20 protein-coding genes are annotated in these 19,371 nt (G+C 30.1%); 8 read left to right on the top strand and 12 right to left on the bottom strand.

Features of this window, described 5'->3' with window-relative positions; all coding sequences use genetic code 11:
• Positions 1-4: 4 nt before the first annotated feature.
• The 3 genes from purH to purF are packed head-to-tail and all read right to left on the bottom strand — an operon-like array spanning position 5 to position 3,401.
• Entirely contained in the window at positions 5-1,510 is a 1,506-nt protein-coding gene (gene purH / locus CS884_RS02735; RefSeq protein ID WP_099320540.1) for a bifunctional phosphoribosylaminoimidazolecarboxamide formyltransferase/IMP cyclohydrolase, read from the bottom strand.
• Positions 1,498-2,052, bottom strand: coding sequence for a phosphoribosylglycinamide formyltransferase (locus tag CS884_RS02730; RefSeq protein WP_099320539.1), 555 nt, complete (start codon positions 2,050-2,052; stop codon positions 1,498-1,500). The genes purH and CS884_RS02730 overlap by 13 nt, the downstream gene beginning before the upstream one ends.
• Entirely contained in the window at positions 2,049-3,401 is a 1,353-nt protein-coding gene (gene purF / locus CS884_RS02725; RefSeq protein WP_099320538.1) for an amidophosphoribosyltransferase, read from the bottom strand. Before purF ends, CS884_RS02730 begins: the two co-directional genes overlap by 4 nt.
• A gap of 272 nt (positions 3,402-3,673) precedes the next feature.
• Here purF and CS884_RS02720 point away from each other — a divergent pair, with 272 nt between their 5' ends.
• Positions 3,674-4,375, top strand: a complete 702-nt coding sequence (locus CS884_RS02720; RefSeq protein ID WP_099320537.1) for a tRNA1(Val) (adenine(37)-N6)-methyltransferase — start codon at positions 3,674-3,676, stop codon at positions 4,373-4,375.
• Positions 4,376-4,387: 12 nt separating this feature from the next.
• The gene (gene rsmI / locus CS884_RS02715) at positions 4,388-5,221 is read left to right on the top strand and encodes a 16S rRNA (cytidine(1402)-2'-O)-methyltransferase (protein ID WP_099320536.1); all 834 of its coding nucleotides are present in this window, start codon (positions 4,388-4,390) and stop codon (positions 5,219-5,221) included.
• Positions 5,222-5,264: 43 nt separating this feature from the next.
• Here rsmI and rpsU read toward each other — a convergent pair whose 3' ends face one another.
• The 8 genes from rpsU to hemW all read right to left on the bottom strand — a co-directional run bounded on the left by rpsU (position 5,265) and on the right by hemW (position 13,046).
• Positions 5,265-5,447: a 30S ribosomal protein S21 gene (gene rpsU, locus CS884_RS02710; RefSeq protein ID WP_099320535.1), complete on the bottom strand. Its 183-nt coding sequence runs from the start codon at positions 5,445-5,447 to the stop codon at positions 5,265-5,267.
• 48 nt (positions 5,448-5,495) lie between these two features.
• A complete protein-coding gene (locus CS884_RS02705) occupies positions 5,496-5,831 on the bottom strand; it encodes a histidine triad nucleotide-binding protein (RefSeq protein ID WP_099320534.1) in 336 nt (111 codons plus the stop codon).
• Between the two features lie 79 nt (positions 5,832-5,910).
• Positions 5,911-7,206, bottom strand: coding sequence for a tRNA (N(6)-L-threonylcarbamoyladenosine(37)-C(2))-methylthiotransferase MtaB (gene mtaB, locus CS884_RS02700; RefSeq protein ID WP_099320533.1), 1,296 nt, complete (start codon positions 7,204-7,206; stop codon positions 5,911-5,913).
• The gene (gene dnaJ / locus CS884_RS02695; protein ID WP_099320532.1) at positions 7,206-8,324 is read right to left on the bottom strand and encodes a molecular chaperone DnaJ; all 1,119 of its coding nucleotides are present in this window, start codon (positions 8,322-8,324) and stop codon (positions 7,206-7,208) included. The genes mtaB and dnaJ overlap by 1 nt, the downstream gene beginning before the upstream one ends.
• Before the next feature lie 99 nt (positions 8,325-8,423).
• Positions 8,424-10,241: a molecular chaperone DnaK gene (gene dnaK, locus CS884_RS02690; RefSeq protein WP_099320531.1), complete on the bottom strand. Its 1,818-nt coding sequence runs from the start codon at positions 10,239-10,241 to the stop codon at positions 8,424-8,426.
• Between the two features lie 12 nt (positions 10,242-10,253).
• Positions 10,254-10,820, bottom strand: coding sequence for a nucleotide exchange factor GrpE (gene grpE / locus CS884_RS02685; RefSeq protein WP_099320530.1), 567 nt, complete (start codon positions 10,818-10,820; stop codon positions 10,254-10,256).
• An 11-nt stretch (positions 10,821-10,831) separates the two neighbouring features.
• Complete coding sequence (gene hrcA, locus CS884_RS02680) at positions 10,832-11,842, bottom strand: heat-inducible transcriptional repressor HrcA (RefSeq protein WP_099320529.1); 1,011 nt, start codon at positions 11,840-11,842, stop codon at positions 10,832-10,834.
• A 79-nt stretch (positions 11,843-11,921) separates the two neighbouring features.
• Positions 11,922-13,046 (bottom strand): radical SAM family heme chaperone HemW, encoded by a 1,125-nt coding sequence (gene hemW, locus CS884_RS02675; protein ID WP_099320528.1) that lies wholly within the window; start codon positions 13,044-13,046, stop codon positions 11,922-11,924.
• 120 nt (positions 13,047-13,166) lie between these two features.
• On the opposite strand from hemW, the gene CS884_RS02670 reads away from it, so the two are divergent.
• From CS884_RS02670 to CS884_RS02655, 4 genes are all read left to right on the top strand, one after another.
• Positions 13,167-13,838 (top strand): response regulator transcription factor, encoded by a 672-nt coding sequence (locus CS884_RS02670; RefSeq protein ID WP_099320527.1) that lies wholly within the window; start codon positions 13,167-13,169, stop codon positions 13,836-13,838.
• A 134-nt stretch (positions 13,839-13,972) separates the two neighbouring features.
• Positions 13,973-14,884, top strand: a complete 912-nt coding sequence (locus CS884_RS02665) for an ABC transporter ATP-binding protein (protein ID WP_099320526.1) — start codon at positions 13,973-13,975, stop codon at positions 14,882-14,884.
• Between the two features lies 1 nt (position 14,885).
• A complete protein-coding gene (locus CS884_RS02660) occupies positions 14,886-15,731 on the top strand; it encodes an ABC transporter permease (RefSeq protein ID WP_099320525.1) in 846 nt (281 codons plus the stop codon).
• Between the two features lie 73 nt (positions 15,732-15,804).
• A complete protein-coding gene (locus tag CS884_RS02655) occupies positions 15,805-16,638 on the top strand; it encodes a HAMP domain-containing sensor histidine kinase (RefSeq protein WP_180753292.1) in 834 nt (277 codons plus the stop codon).
• 84 nt (positions 16,639-16,722) lie between these two features.
• Here CS884_RS02655 and CS884_RS02650 read toward each other — a convergent pair whose 3' ends face one another.
• A complete protein-coding gene (locus CS884_RS02650) occupies positions 16,723-17,880 on the bottom strand; it encodes an AI-2E family transporter (protein WP_099320523.1) in 1,158 nt (385 codons plus the stop codon).
• Positions 17,881-17,984: 104 nt separating this feature from the next.
• Here CS884_RS02650 and CS884_RS02645 point away from each other — a divergent pair, with 104 nt between their 5' ends.
• Both CS884_RS02645 and CS884_RS02640 read left to right on the top strand, forming a co-directional pair.
• A complete protein-coding gene (locus CS884_RS02645) occupies positions 17,985-18,485 on the top strand; it encodes an RNA polymerase sigma factor (protein WP_099320522.1) in 501 nt (166 codons plus the stop codon).
• Entirely contained in the window at positions 18,463-19,350 is an 888-nt protein-coding gene (locus CS884_RS02640) for a hypothetical protein (RefSeq protein WP_099320521.1), read from the top strand. Before CS884_RS02645 ends, CS884_RS02640 begins: the two co-directional genes overlap by 23 nt.
• Positions 19,351-19,371 lie beyond the last annotated feature (21 nt).

Below are 19,371 nucleotides of genomic sequence, written 5' to 3'. Positions count from 1 at the left end.
CTCCTTAATGTTTGAAGTGACGTGATTTGCTAAATACCATACTCATGCCATATTCGTTGCACTTATCAATTGAATCTTTATCTTTGATTGATCCACCTGGTTGCATGATGGATGTTATTCCCATTTGATGAGCAAGTTCAACTGTATCTGGAAATGGGAAAAATGCGTCAGAACCTAGAGCTGCTCCTGTGAAATCTCTATCTTTAAAGTGATCTCTTATTGATTCTAAGGCCCAAACTCTTGATTGTTGGCCTGCGCCACATCCTAAAGTTTTCATTCCCTTTGCAACAACGATTGCGTTTGATTTGACATATTTTACAACTTTTTGTGCAAATAATAGATCTTTTATTTCTTCTTCGCTTGGTTTTTTCTCTGTAACTATTTCTACCTGATCTTCTCCAAAGTCCTTATCTTGAATTAGAACTTTTCCATTTAGATATCTTATTTCTTCTTTGACAGATTCGTTTGCAAAGTTTACTTTTACAAGTCTTACGTTTTTCTTTTGGGTTAAAATTTCAAGAGCTTCTTTGGTAAAATCACTTGCTGCTATAATTTCTAGGAAAATTTCATTCATTTTTGCTGCAGATTTTTCTTCTACAACTCCGTTTACTGCAACAATTCCACCAAATATTGATTGGCTATCGCATTCAAAGGCTTTAATATATGAATCGTAGACATTTTCACCAACAGCAACACCACAAGGAGATTGGTGTTTTAAGGCTACGACTGCATTTTCTCCAAGCTCTTGAGCCAATTCAAGGGCTGGATTTAGGTCGTTATAGTTGTTGTAGCTCATTTCTTTGCCATGAATTACTTCTATATTTTCCATAAGTCCTTTTACAAATGGATCATCGTATAAAGCTGCTTTTTGACCAGGATTTTCGCCATATCTTAATTCGCTTTCTTTTTTGAAACCATAAGTTTTATATTGGCTTTCTTCTCCAGTTAATTGTGAGAAGTATCTTGCTATTACTGAATCGTAAAAAGCTGTCAAATTATAAGCTTTCATAGCTAATTTTTGTCTATAAGAAAGATCTATATCGTCATCTTTTAGTCTTTGTAAAAGTTCATCATAATCACTAGGATCTGTAACTATCAAAACATCTTTGTGATTTTTGGCAGCTGATCTTACCATAGATGGTCCACCAATATCAATATTTTCTATAATATTATCTGGATCTCCTTTTTCTAAGGCTTTTTGGAATTCGTAAAGGTTAACTACAACTATATCAATTGGTTTTATATTGTGTTCTTTGATTGTATCTATGTGACTTTGGCTATCTCTTTTATAAAGTATTCCACCATGAACATATGGAGATAAAGTTTTTACTCTGCCTTCAAGAATTTCTGGAAAATTTGTTATTTGATCAATTTCAATTACATCAATTCCTGCTTCGTGAATTTTCTTGTATGTACCACCAGTTGAAACAATTTCAATTCCCAAATCGCTTAGACCCTTAGCTAATTTTTCAATTCCTGTCTTATCTGTTACTGATATTAATGCTCGCATCTTCCTTCCTCCAATTTCTTTATTACTTCTTTTAAAGTTTCATGCTCAACCTTCAACACTTCTTTACTAACTTCCTCAGCACTTTTGCAAAAACTTATATCCAATTGTTTTTGTAAAATTATGTCCCCATCATCCAAATTTTCATTTACATAATGAACTGTAACTCCAGAAATTTTTTCTTTGTTGGCGAAAACTGCATCGTGAACGTGCATACCATAAAAACCCTTACCACCATATTTTGGTAAAAGAGATGGATGAATATTTATTATTTTATAATTAGCTATTAGTTTAGGGCTAATTTTTGGCAAATATCCAGCTAAAACAATCAAATCTACGTCATGATTTTTTAAAGCTAAGATAATTTCATCATCGTCCTTACTTATAAGATAATCGATATTGTTGGCCTTGGCAAAGTCTAAGCCTTTGGCGTTTTTGTTAGAAACTATAATTTTTATCTTGCTATTAAAATATTTATTTTTTTCTGCATCAATTAACGCTTTTAGATTTGTGCCTGTTCCAGAAATAAATACGGCTAAATTCATATCTCTTCTATCTCCACTGGTTCTATTGGATAATCGCCCGTAAAACAAGCTAAACAATAATCCTTAGGTTTTTTTGTAAGAGAGGTTAAATTTTCTAAGGTCAAAAATTCTAAGGTATCTGCTCCAATTTGTTTTCTAATCTCTTCTGTTGATAATTTTGAGGCTATCAGATTATCTTTGTGAGGAGTATCTACTCCGTAGTAGCAAGGATTTACAAAAGGAGGAGAAGTCACTCTAAAATGAACTTCTTTAGCTCCAGCTTCTCTTATTCTTTTGATAAGTTTTGCACTAGTTGTTCCTCTTACAATGGAATCATCTACTAAAACAATTCTTTTGCCCTCTATTACTGATTTTTGAGGATTTAATTTTAATCTTACTGCAATTTCTCTTTCTTTTTGGGTTGATTTGATAAAAGTTCTTCCCATGTAGCGGTTTTTAACAAGACCTGCTGCAAATGGAATTCCTGATCTTTGAGCAAAACCTATAGCAGATGGCGTTCCTGAATCAGGAACCGGACAAACCAAATCAGCATCTACTGGTGCTTGTTCATATAATTTTTCACCACATCTTCTTCTAAACATATAAGCATTTATATCTTCAATATTTGCATCTGGTCTTGCTGTATATACATATTCAAAAATGCAATGTTTTGGTTTAAGTTCTCTATCAGATTTATAAGATGTAATTCCTTCTTTATCGACAACTACAATTTCACCTGCTTCAATATCCCTATAATTATTAATATCTAGAATTTCCACAGCACAATTTTCACTTGCAATAATTGTAGTATTTTCATCCCAACCAAGTGTTAGTGGTCGCATACCGTAGTAATCACGAAATCCTACTATTTTATCTGGCATACAAAGTACGCAAGAATAAGCTCCCCTAATATCTTCCATAGCTTTTCTAATCGCTTTTACAATATCACCTTCGTAATATCTAGTAATTAATAATAAAATTAATTCACTATCAGTATGGGTGTGAAAAGCCATGCCTATATCTTCTTCTTTTCTTTTTAAAGAATAATAATTTACTAAATTTCCATCGTGCGCAATAGAAAATTCGTTATTCTTTGCAAAACTTATAAGAGGCTCTACGTTATAATCTTTATTTGCTCCTTCAGGAGCTGATCTAACATGACCTATTCCAATTTTTGCCTTTGTATCAATAAGATCCTCTTCAGCAAAAACTTCATTTACAAGTCCCATTCCCCTAATTCTATTTAAATCCTTACCATCAGATAAGATAATTCCAGCGGCATCCTGGCCTCTGTGTTGGATTGAACTTAGGGAATAAAAAAGTTGTTGGGAAATATTTCCATTTGATTTTATACCTACTACACCACTCATAATTATTCTTTTCTTCTCCTTACTTTATCAGAGTAATCTGCCAATATAAAAAAAGAGAACCCAAGAGTGGGTTCTAATTAAAAGCATGGCAAATAAATTCCATCGGAAGTCTAAATTTTTTTATAAAAGAAAAAATTGAGTAAGATAGACAAACAAATTTATTTTTTAAAATAAGTCTTTTATTCATCGTATCCTCCTTCAATAAAATATCTTTATATGTTAATATTATAAATATTTTTATAATTATTGCAAGTCTATGTTATAATTATTTCATGAATAAACTAGATTACATACCAAAAACAAAGATAAAAATGATACATATTTCCAAATCTTATTCTTTTGGCATAGATTCTATAATTCTTCTAAATTTTTCTAAGATGCGAAAAAATAAAACTCTAATAGATATAGGTGCAGGCTCTGGAATATTATCTCTTGGTGCCAATGATTTATACCAGCTAAAAAAAGTAAGCGCCATAGAAATTCAAGAATCTAAGGCTAATTTATTAAAAGAAAATCTAAAGTTAAATAATATAGATAATATCGAAATAATAAATAAAAATCTTAATAATGTTGATTTTCCAATAAATAGCACTGATTATATTATAACCAACCCTCCCTATTATAAAATAACCGATAATATTTCAAACGCATCAGAGGAATTTTTAATATCTCGCCAAGAAAAATACCTAAATTTAGAGGATATATTCACTTTTGCCAACAAAACTTTAAAAGATAAGGGTAAATTATTTATGATACACAAGCCCAATCGCATGGTGGAAATTTTTACAAAATCAGCAAATTTAAAGGCTAAAAGGCTTAGATTTGTTAGCTCCAAAGCTACTACAAAACCAGAATTTATGCTCATAGAGTTTGTAAAAAATGCCAAAGATGGCTTAAAAATTGAAGACCCACTAATAATTTATGAAAATGGCAAATATAGCAAAGAAATGAATGAAATTAGTGGGAGAATTTAGATAGGAAAATTTATGGATTATCAAATATATTTTATTCCAACACCGATTGGAAATTTGGAAGATATGACAATTAGAGCTATCAACACCCTAAAAGAAGTGGATATAATAGCTTGCGAAGATACTAGAGAAAGCAAAAAATTGTTGGATTATTATCAAATAAAAAAATCCACGACCTCTTATCATAAGTTTAATGAGCAAAGTAAAAGTGAAGAGATTATAAAAAATGCTAAAAATGGTATAAGCTATGGAATAATTACCGATCAAGGAATGCCTGGAATTTCTGATCCGGGTCATATTTTGATCAAAAAATGCATAGAAGAAAATGTTTCTTACACGATCTTGCCAGGAGCTAGTGCTTTAATAACTGCTTTGGTGGGATCTGGCCTTGACAACGATAGTTTTTCTTATTATGGTTTTATCCCCAAAAAACAAAAAGATAAAAAGATTCTCTATGACAAATTATCTAAGGAAGATAAAACTTCAATAATCTTTGACACTCCTCATAATCTTTTAAACACAATTAAGGATTTTAAGGAAATTTTTCCAGAAAGGAAATTGTGCCTTGCAAGAGAGTTGACTAAAAAATTCGAAGAATATCTCTTGGTAGATATTGATAATATAGATGAAGAAGATATAACATTAAAAGGTGAATTTGTCTTAGTTTTATCTGGCAAAGTCGAAAAAGAAAGTAATTCTTTAGATGATTTTAAAGAAGAAATCGATGAAATGCTTGATAATGGCATCAAAACAAAAGAAATTTCTAAAATTATCAGTGAAAAATCAAATTTCCCAAAAAATGATATTTACGAATATATTTTAAAAGAACAAAAATCTAAGAGATCTTAAACTCTTAGATTTTTTCAAATAAAAAAGACCCGAAGGTCTTAAATTATTTATTTTTTCTATTTTTTCTTTTAGCAGCGTCATTTTTCTTTTTTCTTATAACGCTTGGTTTTTCGTAGTGTTCTCTTTTTCTGTATTCAGAAAGTACACCGGATCTTGCGCATTGTCTTTTGAATCTTTTAATTGCACTATCGATAGATTCATTTTCTCCAACTCTAATCTCTGTCATCTCTATCCCCCCTCTCGTATAACACAATTTTTTTCAATTCTTAGCAAATCAACCTGGTGGCCAGTGAAAAGATCTGCCTCCAAGAACATGAAAATGCAAGTGAGGAACGCTTTGTCCCCCTTCTTCGCCTATGTTAGTGACAACTCTATAACCTGTTAGGTCATATTTTTTTGCCAAATCTCTAATAACTTTCATTATTTCAGCTATTAATTGGCTATCACTATCGCTAAGCGTACTTAAACTTGTTATGTGCTTTTTTGGTATAACAAGAAAATGGATAGGCGCTTGTGGATCAAGATCATTAAAAGCAATTAAATTTTCATCTTCGTAGATTGCATCAGTTGGGATTTCTCCACTTGCAATCTTGCAAAATACACAATCCATACTTCACCCCCATTGCTATATAATATACCACAATAAAAAAATCACGTCAATAAAATATTGGTAATTAGGCATTTAAAACTTAAATAATTTCTCCAATAAGTTGATCATCCAAAAGATCTGTAATTTTTACATTTACTAGAGAATTTGCTGGGATTTTCTCTTTTATATTTACTTTTAAATAGTTTGTAGAGTATCCACTGCTATAAGATTCATAATCAGATTTGCTTTCTATTAAAACTTCCAAAGTTTTTCCTATTTGACTTTGTAAAAATTCCATTCTATTTTTTTCTTCTATCTTTTCTAAATCGTGGAGTCTTTGTTTTTTGATATTGCCATTTATTTGGCCTTTCATTTTAGCAGCTTTGGTGCCTTCTCTAGGTGAATATTTAAACAAGTGGGTCTTTGAAAATTTTATTTTTTCTACAAATTCTATAGTTTCCTCATGGTTTTTATCACTTTCTGTCGGAAAACCAACGATAATATCAGTAGTTAGACCTACATTCGGGAAAATTTCACGAATTAAATTACATTTTTCTTCATACAATTTTCTGTCGTATTTTCTATTCATAGCTTTTAAAATCTCATCTGATCCTGATTGCAGTGATAGGTGGAAATGGTCGCAAGCTTTGCCAGTAGCTTTCATTCTTATCAAAAAATCCTTTGTTATATGCCTTGGTTCCATTGATGATAGACGAATTCTTTTGATTTTAGGAACTTTTGCTATTTCTTCTATAACATTTATTAAACTTACATCTGATCCTAAATCTTTGCCATAACTTGCAACATGAATTCCTGTTAGGACGATTTCTTTAAAACCATTTGCAGCAAGTCTTTCTGTTTCGCTTACAATTTCAGAAATCTCTCTACTTACGATATTGCCTCTTGCATAAGGAATTAAACAATATGAGCAATACATATTGCAACCATCTTGAATTTTTATATAAGCTCTAGTCATCTGGGACTGGTTAGAAATTTGAAGCTCTTCAAAAGTTTTACTTTCACTTGGCAAGATTATTTTATCTTGGGCATTTTTATTTTGTAAGATATCCTCGCAAAGATCTACTACATTTTCCTTATTTCTAGAACCAAGAACTATATCTACTCCTGGAATTTCAGAAACTTCTTCTGGTTTGACTTGAGAATAACAACCCATTACGGCAATTATTGCATCTGGATTATCTTTTCTTGCCCTTGATATCATCTGCCTAGACTTTCTATCGCTCATATTTGTAACTGTGCAAGTATTTATAACGTAAATATCTGCCTGGTGAATAGATTTTTTGTAGCCTTTTTTCAAAAATATTTCTTCGATGGCTTCAGATTCATATTGGTTAACCTTACATCCTAGAGTTATGATATTAAATGTATATGCCATTATTCAAACAAATCCTTTAGTTTGGCAAAAAATCCCTTTGTCTCTTCTTTTACATCATCGCCAGTAGTTTTCGCAAAGGCTTCAAGGGCTTCTTTTTGCTCTTTGTTAAGATTAGTTGGTGTGATTATATTGGCGTAAAAATATAAGTCTCCCGTTCTATTTCTTCTAGAATCGGTTATACCTTCTTTTCTTAACTTAAATTTGCTTCCACTTTGTGTTCCTGCTGGAATTTCAAATTTTTTAGTTTCTTTTAGGGTTGGAATTTCTATTTCTCCACCTAAGGTTGCAGTTGCAAATGAGATTGGCATATCAAAGTATATGTCAAGGCCATCTCTTTTGAAAATTTCATGATCGCTTACTTCCATAATTACATACAAATCGCCATTTGGACCACCGTTATATCCAGCATTTCCTTTAGAAGAAACTCTCATTATATTATTTGTTTCAACACCTGAAGGTATATCGATTTTTATTCTTTCTGATTTATAAACTCTTCCATCACCATGGCAAACTTTACAAGGCTTTTCAATTATTTTTCCACTTCCATGACATTTATCGCAATTTACAGTTCTAGAAATTCTTCCAAAAGGAGTTTGATTTACCTCATTTATTACCCCTGTTCCATGGCACTTATCGCAGGTGTGAATTGAATCTTCATTTTCTGCACCAGTTCCCTTGCAAGTGCTACAAATTTCCTCACGTCTTATTTGAATTTCTTTTTCTACTCCAAAACAAGCTTCAAAAAAAGTTAATTTTATAACTTGTTGGATATCAGTTCCCTTTCTTGGTCTATTAGCAGAAGAACGGCTATATCCACTTTGGAATATATCTCCAAAAAGATCTCCAAATATATCTCCAAAACCAGAAAATCCACCAGCAAAGCCAGCTCCAGCATTTGGATCAAAGGCTGATTCTCCATACATATCGTACTTATTTCTTTTTTCTTTATCGGATAATATCTCATAACTTAAAGTTATTTCTTTAAATTTTTGTTCAGCTTCGCTATCTCCAGGATTTAAGTCCGGATGATATTTTTTGGCTAATTGCCTGTATTTTCTTTTAATCTCATCATCTGTGGCATCTTTACTAACGCCTAAAACTTCATATGGATTTTGCATTATACCCCCACACTTTAGACTTAAAAAAAGCTATTTCATTGTGAAATAGCCTTTTTATTTTATTTACCATATTATACTCTAGAAAATAATCTATGCTAATTATTCTTCATCATCTATAACTTCATAGTCAGCATCTACAACATCGTCATCAGCTTTTGACTCGTTATTATTTGATGAGTTTGCTTCATTTGCCTTATACATTTTTTCACTCATTGCATAAATTTTGTTTTGTAAGTTTTCTGTTTGAGCTTTTATTTCAGAAATATCGTCAGATTTTATTGCTTCTTCAAGTTTTTTGATTTCTGCTTCAACTTCATCTTTTTCGCTGCCTTCAACTTTTGCATCTTCAAGAGTCTTTCTAGCTTGATATACTAAGCTTTCTGCATTATTTTTTGCATCTATGCTTTCTTTTTTCTTCTTATCTTCTTCTGCAAATTGTTCAGCTTCTTTTATCTTCTTGTCGATTTCATCTTCTGATAAGTTTGATGATGATGTAATTGTGATTTTTTGTTCTTTTCCTGAACCTTGATCTTTAGCTGTTACATTAACAATACCATTTGCATCAATATCAAAAGTTACTTCAATTTGTGGAACACCACGTCTTGCTGCAGGTATTCCTGTAAGTTGGAAACGACCTAAAGTTGTATTATCTGCTGCCATTTCACGTTCACCCTGTACAACGTGAATATCTACTTCTGTTTGACCATCTGCTGCAGTTGTGAAAACTTGAGATTTCTTTGTTGGAATTGTTGTATTTCTTTCAATTAGTTTTGTAGCAACTCCACCTAAGGTTTCAATTCCAAGTGATAATGGTGTTACATCAAGTAGTAATAAATCTTTTACTTCTCCTGTTAAAACGCCACCTTGGATAGCAGCTCCTAAAGCAACTGACTCATCAGGGTTTATATCTCTTTGAGGTTCTTTGCCGATTAAATTTTTAACCAAATCTTGAACTGCTGGAACTCTTGTAGATCCACCAACTAATAGTACCTTGTCAATTTCTGATGCTGATAAGCCAGCATCTTTTAGGGCATCTTCAACTGGTTTCCTTGTTTTTTCTACTAAATCTTTTGTTAGTTCATCAAATTTAGCACGAGTGATAGAAATATCCAAGTGAACTGGTTGTCCATCAACTGCTGTGATAAATGGTAAGTTAACATTTGTAGTCATTGTTGAAGACAATTCTTTTTTAGCCTTTTCTGCTGCATCTTTAAGTCTTTGCATAGCAGTAAGATCTTTTGTTAAGTCTACTCCAGTTTCTTTTTTAAATTCACTTGCTAAATATTCAACAAGTTTGTTATCAAAATCATCTCCACCTAGTCTATTGTTACCACGAGTAGCTAATACTTCAAAAACTCCATCTCCAACTTCTAGTATTGATACATCAAATGTACCACCACCTAAGTCGTAAACCATGATTTTTGCTTGATCGTGTTCTTTGTCTAAGCCGTAAGCAAGAGATGCTGCTGTTGGTTCGTTTATAATTCTATCTACAGTTAATCCTGCGATTTTTCCAGCATCCTTAGTTGCTTGTCTTTGAGCATCTGTAAAGTAAGCTGGTACTGTGATAACAGCATTTGTAACAGTATCATTTAGATATTTTTCTGCGTCAGCTTTTAGTTTTTGTAAAATCATTGCTGAAATTTCTTCAGGTGAATATTTTTTGCCATCTATATCTTTTGTTTTGTAATCTGAACCCATTTCTCTTTTTATAGATGAAATTGTTCTATCTGGGTTTGTTATTGCTTGTCTTTTTGCAGTTTCACCAACTAATCTTTCTCCATCTTTAGAAAAAGCTACTACTGAAGGAGTAGTTCTGTTTCCTTCGCTATTTGGTATAATAACAGGGCTTCCACCCTCCATAACTGCTACTGCTGAGTTTGTTGTTCCTAAATCAATTCCTATAATTTTTGCCATATGTTTTTCCTCCTATTTTGCTACCTTAACCATAGCTGGTCTAATTACTTTATTATTTAACTTATATCCTTTTTGGAAAGTTTCTATTATATGATCGCTTTCTACGCTGTCTGATTCTTCTGTCAAAACTGCTTGATGAACATTGTAATCAAAAGCTTCACCGTCAGAAGCAATAACTTCCAAGCCTTCGTTTCCAAGAACTTTTAGCATCTCATCGCGTGTCATAATAACTCCCTTTATAAGTGGGTCATCATCACTTGCACTAGCTATAGCTCTATCAAAATTATCCAAAACTGGCAAGAGCTTTTCAATTAAGTTGCTACAAGCGTATTTTTTAAAGTCAGCCTTGTTAGCTTCTTCTCTTTGCTTGTAATTGGTAAAATCAGCTAGAAGTCTTTGGTATTTATCCTTAAATTCATTAAAATCATCTTCTATTTGTGCTTCGTTTATTTCTTCATTATCTTCATCAACTATTTCTGCGTCGATGAATTCTTCTTTTTCATCAAGATTTTCTGTCTTATCTATTTTTTGATTATCATCATTTTTCAGCTTTTCATCATTAAATTCTTTTTTGTCCACCCTAAACTCCTTTATTTATTAAGCAAATTCGATATCATCATAATATTTGATATTACTTCTAGGTAATTTAAACGAGTAAGTCCAACTACTGCAATATTTCCTACAATGTCATTATTGACTTTGAAATGGGAGCTAATTACAGTGTTATTTTTTAGCTCATCAATTTGATTTTCATAACCGATGCTTATATTTAGATCGTTATTAATCATATCTCCGATAATTTTATTTACCCTATCTTTGCTATCAAATAACTTAATAAATTCCCTAGCCTTGGATAAATCATCGTATTCTTTGAAATTAAATATATTACCCAGGCCTTCTATTTGAACCTCTCTATCAACTTCATCTAAAGATTTACTCTCTAATCTTTTTTCCATAATATCCACTAGATCATAATAATCTCTTAATAAGCTTAATTGCAGTAATTTAAGATTATCGTCTATCTTATTGATATCAGATCCCACTAAAGTTTCTTCAATAACGTTATTAATAAAATTCAGCTCATCAGAAGTAATCTCATGATCCAAATAAATCTTCTCATTTATAACTAAACCGTTATCAAATACACAAACTAGTAATACTTGAAAATCTGATACTCTAATAAGTTTAATATTATTAATTCGTTTTATTTCGTTTGTTAAAGTTACAGATACAGCTGTTAGCTTTGTCATATCCGCCAATAACTTAGTTGCAGTCTCAACAATGTCTTTTGCATTGTGGTATCTTTTATCTAGTAAACTAATCATCTCATCACTAACATTGGCCTTAAAAGCCTTTAGCTTGTATTCCAAAATATAATCTACAAACATTCTATAGCCCTTATCAGATGGAAGACGTCCGCTTGAAGTGTGAGCTTTTTCCAAAAGCCCCATTTTTTCAAGAGCACTCATCTCATTTCTAATAGTTGCTGGAGAAATATTCATATTATATTCGCTAGCCAGTGATTTTGAACCAATGGGTTCACCATCTAGGATATATGAGTTGATGATAGAGAATAATATTTCTAGTTTTCTATCGTTCATAATATCTCCTTTAGCACTCATTAGCTTCGACTGCTAAGGATAATATACTAGCTTAATCATTTATGTCAAGGAATTTAAATTAAATAATTAATCTAAAAAATTCATTAGATAAATTCATTCCTCTTTTAGAAAATTTAATATCTTCATTAATAATAAAGTAATCTTCATTTTGAAATTTTTCGATTTGTTTTTTATATTTTTCTAGAAAATCAGATCCAAATTTTTCTTTAAAATGAGCTAAATTTATTCCAGAGCTTTCTCTAAGTTTAAAAATTATATATTCCTTTTCTCTTTCATCTTTATCAATAAAGGAATAATCAACTATTGGAAGTGTATTTTCTTTTAGCATCTTGTCATAATGAAAGAAATTTTTGCTATTGGTATATCTAATATTAGACAGATAACCAGCACCACTCATACCCAATCCAAGATATCCGCTGCCTTCCCAATATTTTTTGTTATGTAAAGACTCAAAGCCTTCTTTGGCAAAATTTGAAATCTCATAGCGTTTTAGTCCAGATTTTTCAAGCTTATCTATAATCTCGTCAAAAATTTCAACTTCCAAATCTTCATCCATTAATTTTAATTTTCCTCTTTTTTCTAAGGCAGCAAATCTTGAGCCTTCTTCTAAAATAAGGCTATACCATGAAATATGCTCCGGAGAAATGTCTTTAACTATTGATAGGTCATTTTTTATAGATTTAGAAGTTTGCTTGGGCAAATTAAGCATCATATCAAAACTAAGATTTTTAAAACCCATTTTTCTAATTAAATCTATATCTTTTTTTGCCATATAGCTTGTATGATTTCTGCCAATTTCTCTTAAAACTTCATCATCAAAAGATTGAACTCCCAAAGAAATTCTATTAACTCCAATATCCTTATAGATCCTCAATTTTTCTTGGTCAATGCTATTAGGATTACATTCAATGGTGAATTCCTTCAAATTAATTTTATGAAATTTATTTATTTGCTTTATTATTTCTACTATATATTTGGGATTTATATAAGATGGAGTTCCACCACCGATATAAATACTATCGATTTCTAGATCGACTCTTTCTTGATAAAGCTTTATTTCCTTTATCAAATTTTTTATATAAGAATCAATCCTATTTTCCACATTCATAAAGGCAGTAAAATCGCAATAATAACACTTTTTTTGGCAAAATGGTATGTGAATATAACATCCTACTTTTTCCATACAACTACTCCTTTTTATATTACAATAAAAATATACTGATTATTTTAATATTAGCTAAGATTTTTTTACAAAATAATAGCTTTTATGATATCCTTAACTTATAGATACTAGGAGAGCGCAATGGATAAAAAAATACTTATTGTTGAAGATGATAATGATATCAATGACTTAATTTCAGAAACTCTAACAAAAAATGGTTTTGTTTGTAAAAAAACATATTCTGGAACTGAAGCTCTTATATATTTAAAAGAAAATTTTGATTTGTTTGTTCTAGACTTAATGCTACCAGGCCTTGCTGGTGAAGATGTTATTAAAAAAATTAGAAAAGTATCTCAGGCACCTGTATTAGTATTATCATCCAAAGATTCCATGGATTCTAAATTATTATTATTAAACGGTGGTGCAGATGATTATATGACAAAGCCCTTTAATTTAGATGAATTTCTGGCAAGAGTTAATATACTTATAAGAAGAAATTCAGATAATAAAATAAGTAGTTGTTTAGAATATAAGTCTTTAAGACTAGATATCAATGATTTTTCTTGTTTTATAAATGATAATGAACTTTTACTTACAAAATCTGAATTTAAAATTTTACAACTTTTGATGACAAAGCCTAAACAAGTTTTTACAAAAGAAAATATTTATGAATATGCTTTTGGAGACTATTATTTATCAACCGATAATTCTATAAATGTACATGTTTCTAATATAAGAAAGAAAATCAAAAAATACACAGATGAAGAATATATAGAAACAGTGTGGGGAATCGGTTTTAAGCTTCATAAATAAAATAATTATTTTTCCCATCTTTTTTTGATGGGATTTTTTAATCTTTATGAAATCTTTAAACTTTATTTCTAAATTATTAAAACTTTTCATATATTATAGTTATAGACAAAGATATATACTTGAAAGGAGATCATATGAATCCAATAATTGAAACAAAAAATTTAACAAAATGCTTTGCCGACCATAAGGCAGTAAATAACATATCTTTGAAAATTAATCAAGGAGATATTTATGGTCTTATAGGTAGAAATGGTGCTGGAAAAACAACTTTTATGAAGATGATTTCTAATTTATCTAAACCTAGTTCTGGAACTTACCAAATTTTTCCGTCTTCTGAAAAAGATATGAAGATTAAGCAAACAAGAGTTTCAGCCTTAATTGAAAATGTCGGATCATATCCAACTATGACTGCCTACGACAATATGTTATTAAAAGGAAAATCTCTAGGACTATCCAAGGATAGCTACATATATGAAACGCTTAATCTCTTGGGGTTAGGGAAAGTGGGCAAGAAAAAAATCAAGGATTTTTCCCTTGGTATGAAACAAAGATTAGGTATAGCTCTAGCTCTTGTAGGAAATCCTGATATTATGATCCTAGATGAACCAATAAATGGCCTAGACCCACAAGGAATTATCGACATTAGGAATATAATAGCAGAATTAAATAGGGAAAGAAATATTACTTTTCTTATATCTTCCCATATCCTTGATGAGCTTGCAAAACTTGCTACAAACTTTGCCATAATAGATAATGGATATCTTGTGGCAAACTTTTCAAAGAAAGATTTGGAAGAGTCTACCAAAGATAGGATAGAAGTTCTTACTGATGACCCAAAAAAGGCAATCCTAGCCCTAGATCAAGGACAAATTGGATCATATCGCCTAGTAGATGCTACCATGATTCATATATATGTAGATAGCAAATATACCAATGATATAATTTCTTGCCTTTATGAGGCTGGAATCAAAATCAATTATTTTAATGTTCACAATACTTCACTAGAAGAATATTACATCAAATTATTGGAAAATAAAGGAGTTTAGTATGTTAAATCTTATTAAAATGGAAATCACAAGAGTTTTTAAAAGTAAATATGTCTACTTTATATTTTTTGCAAGCCTACTTACATTTTTTATCACGGTAGGATTGGTTGATTATACTAGCAAAAATATCGACAACTTCGAAGAAAGTGTTGTAGATACAATCGGTGACAATAGTAACGGTGTCAAGGTGGATGTTGACAAAAGTGGCTTAGAATCATTGACTGATTCTGGGGAAGATTTTGTTATTTCTTCATTTTCCCAAACTACTTATTTAATATTTTTAATAATATTTGCTGCGCTCTTCTTTACTAATCCTTATGCCAATGGCTTTGTAAAAAACTTTCTTGGCATGTGCAAAAGTAAGAGTTCTTATATAATGGCTACATTTATTGTAGCTTCCTTGTTTGTAATTGTTAGCATTGCTATTGGAGCTGCAATTCTAACTATTGCAGGAGCATATATAAACAATGGTATGCTCAAATTTACTGATTACCCTAGATTATTCAAAGTCTTATTTGTAGAACTAATTTCCCATATCTCCTACCTTGCCGTAATATTATTGGTTGCTACAATGACTAGATCTACGTCAAAAACCTTGATGTTTACCTTTTTGTACCCAACTATATTTTTTAACTTTTTAAGAGGAATTGGAGATCAATTTCTTTCCTTATTTATAAATTTGCCAGATGATTTTTCAATAGCAAATTATTTAAATATTGGAAATATAATCTCAACAAATTTTTCTTCCACCAATGCTAACCTTACAAGGTCTCTAGTCGTGGCGATATTAATAGGAACTATAGCTTTGATCTTATCTTCTGTTATAATAAATAAAAAAGACATATAGAAGGGAAAATATTATGTACGCTATCTGGATTCTTATTTTGCTATTGTTAATCTCACTATTAATAAATATCCTTATGATAAAAGAAATTAATAGCATTTGCGAGCAAATTAGATTTTTAATAAATAATAATTCACAAATGAGAATAAATACAAGTTTTTCTATAAAAACATTTATGGAATTTGCTGAGATTATCAATAACTTTTTAGATAGTTATCATAATAAAGAGAAAGCTTACATCAATAAGGAAAAGTACTTACAAAATACCATAAGGGGACTTTCTCATGATATTAGGACTCCTCTTACTTCTCTTGATGGATACTTGCAGCTAATTGCAAATAATAAGGAAAATATTAACAATGACAAGTATTTTTCGATTATGAGAAATCGTATCAGTAGTCTAAATAATATTCTCGATCAGTTATTTACTTTTGTGAAACTTCAAGAAAACGAGTACAAGCTTGAGATGGAAAAAATAGACTTTACTTCTTTGGCCTTACAAACGTTGTTTAACTATTACGAAGATTTCAAATTTAGAAATATTGAACCCAAAATAAATTTTCCCAATAATAAAATTTTTATAAATGCAAACACTGACGCCCTAGAAAGAATTTTTCAAAACATTTACAAAAACATACTAGAACACGGACAAAATCCAATTAGTTTGAGTATTTCAGAAGATGAGAAGAAGCTTATCTTTGTAAGCAAAAATAAAACCAAAGATGATCTTACAATAAACAAAGACGACTTATTTAAGGAATTTTACAAGGCTTCCAACTCTAGAAATGGATCATCAACAGGTCTCGGTCTTGCCATTACCAAAGCTTTGGTTGAAAAATTAAATGGCAAAATAACAGCCGATATATCGGATAATTATTTTGCCATTGAAATTTCATTTAATAAAATATAAATTTAATATAACTTCTAAGATTTTCTTATAAAATTTTCAAATTAATGAAATCTTAGAAGTTCTTACTTTTATAGAAAATTTTCACTACTTAGAATCTGGGATATTGATCTTCTTTTTACCAATATCCAAAATTTCTCCAACTCTTTTAAAAAATAATTTATAATCGTAAATCCAATTATCCAAAATCCCCGATTTATAAAGGCCGACAATAAATATTAAAATTATTGGGAAAAATATAGCTCCTTTTACTCCAAATAATCTTAGACCTGCATATAAGCTTATGACGGATAAAAGTGGATGGATGTCGGCTGATTCGCCTATTATTTTTGGTGAAATTACTTGTCTTATTCCTGTCCATGCTGTTAACAATATTAGTAAAGCTAGGGCTTTAAAAGTATTGTTAAAAATTAAAAATTCTATTACTGACCAAGGTAAAAGCACAATTATAGGTCCAATCATTGGTAATAAATCAACAAAGCCTAAGATTAATGCAATTGGTATAAAATATTCTTGGCCTAAGAATTTTAGCACTATTGCCATAAGAATTGCACACATAAGTCCCATCTTTAGTTGTGCTTTAACATAATTCCAAGTTGAGCTTTTAAACACTTTATTAATAAGCTCCAGATTTTTTTTAGAATGTTCAGGAAAATTCTTCTCGTAGAAATTTTCAATATTTACCATATCGCCCAAAATAATATAAAAAGCTACAACAAATGTAATAGCAAAAAATATTACATCATTTGAGGTATTGATAAAAGCCGTTGTAAAACCCAAAGTGATATTAACCGCATTTTTTTGCAAACCTCCCAAGAAATTATACAAGGAATTAAGTCCAGATTTTATGGCATTTGATGCAAAATCAGGCATTAAATTAATGTTTGAATTAATTTTTCTAATAAATCCATTTACCGAATGAACAATTTGTGACCAATTGTTAATGATATTGCCAACAAGTCCAGTTACTTGACTTATAAGAACTTGAAATAACCACAAAGTTAAAAATAAAATAATTATAAGCACAATAGTTCCAACTATGTAAGATATGATACTGTGCTTTATAGATAGACTATTATTTATTTTTTTAATTAATGGTTTTAGTATAGCTACAAAAATACAGGCCAAAATTATCGGCAACAAAGCATCAAAAAGCTTTATTCCAACAAAAGCCACAAACAAAAAACTAAGTATTATAATCCCTGTCCTAAGGGCAATTCTTTCATATAAATTTTTATTTTCCATATCATTTCCTTAAATTTGATATTATTATTATATCATTATAGAAATTTTTTTACAGATAATGTAAGATTTATTTAAGTTATCAGTCTAATATATAGGAGGGCAAAATGGATATTGAAAAAATATATAGAATATACTTTGACGATCTTTATAAATTTTTGCTCTCTTTGACAAAAAATAAAGAAATAGCCCAAGATATCACAAGCGAAAGTTTTTTAAAGGCCATGGCAAATTTAGATATGATAAAAAAAGAAAAATCTATAAAGTCATATCTATTTACCATAGGCAAAAATACCTATATTGACTATTATAAGAAAAATAAGTTGTTGATAAATATTGATGATATAAATAAGTTTGACCTATCATGTCCTTCTTTTGAAGAAGATTTTATTTCAAACGAAGAAGAAAAACTTCTAAAGGATTCTATAGAAAAGTTAGAAGAACCCTACAGAAGTATAATAAAACTTCGAATTGAGGACTTATCTTTCAAAAATATAGGCAAAATTTATGGCAAAACGGATAATTGGGCTTGCGTTTGCTTTTATCGAGCAAAGGAGAAACTAAGAAAAATTTTGGAGGAAGATTATGGATTGTCAAGTAATACGTGATTTAATTCCCCTATGTAAGGAAGATTTAGCAAGTCTTGCTAGCAAAAAAATCGTAGAGGAGCATCTTTTAACTTGTAAAGAATGTAAGGCTTATTATGATAGCTTAGAAGAAAACAAAATTGAATCAACTGAACCTTTGGATTTTTTGGATATGGCTGTTAATAAAAACAAAAAATATTATGGACTAATGATTGGTTCTTTAGTTTTAAGTATCTTTTTAATAATATTTTCATTTTTAACAAGTCCAAGGCCAATTGATTATGAAAAAGATCTTATAAAAAGTTCATCAAATAGCGATGAAATAATCTATGACTTTAGAGATGATGTAACAAGAGTATATACATTGGTCTCTGATGAGGGCGATTTTACTAATAAAAGTAGACCTGGAAAAAGTCTTTATATAGACGCAAGTTATACTTATTTGGATAGGATATTAGGAGGAAAAAAGCAAACATTAAAGGTAAATAAAAAAGATTATGACCTTATTTTTTACAATAAAAATGGAAATGGATCAGCAAAAGTTCTCTATGATCCTTATTCCTTAACAATTAATTCTGGATCTTTGTTATTGCCAAGATTAATTTTTGCTATTTATATAAAAATTGCTTTTGTGATTTTTTTAATCCTTTTAGCCTTAAACTTTACTTTATTTAGAAAATCTACCAAGTACAAAAAAATAAGAATAGTAACTTTGCCTTTGGCTTATATACTATCTACATTTTTAATAAAAGGTCTTAATTTTGCAAGTATGCATCCAGTTAGAGATTTTGTTTTTATTGTACTTACTACTTTTTCTATCTATCTTTTGATAGTGACCATAAGCCTATATTTAGAAAATAAAGATAAATATAAATTGGCAAATTGATTTGGGTATATTTATAAAAGA

Source organism: Anaerococcus sp. Marseille-P3625 (assembly GCF_900232825.1).
Classification (GTDB): Bacteria; Bacillota; Clostridia; order Tissierellales; family Peptoniphilaceae; genus Anaerococcus.
Note: the sequence above shows the minus strand (reverse complement) of the source record. Positions and strands in the feature narration are given on the sequence as shown.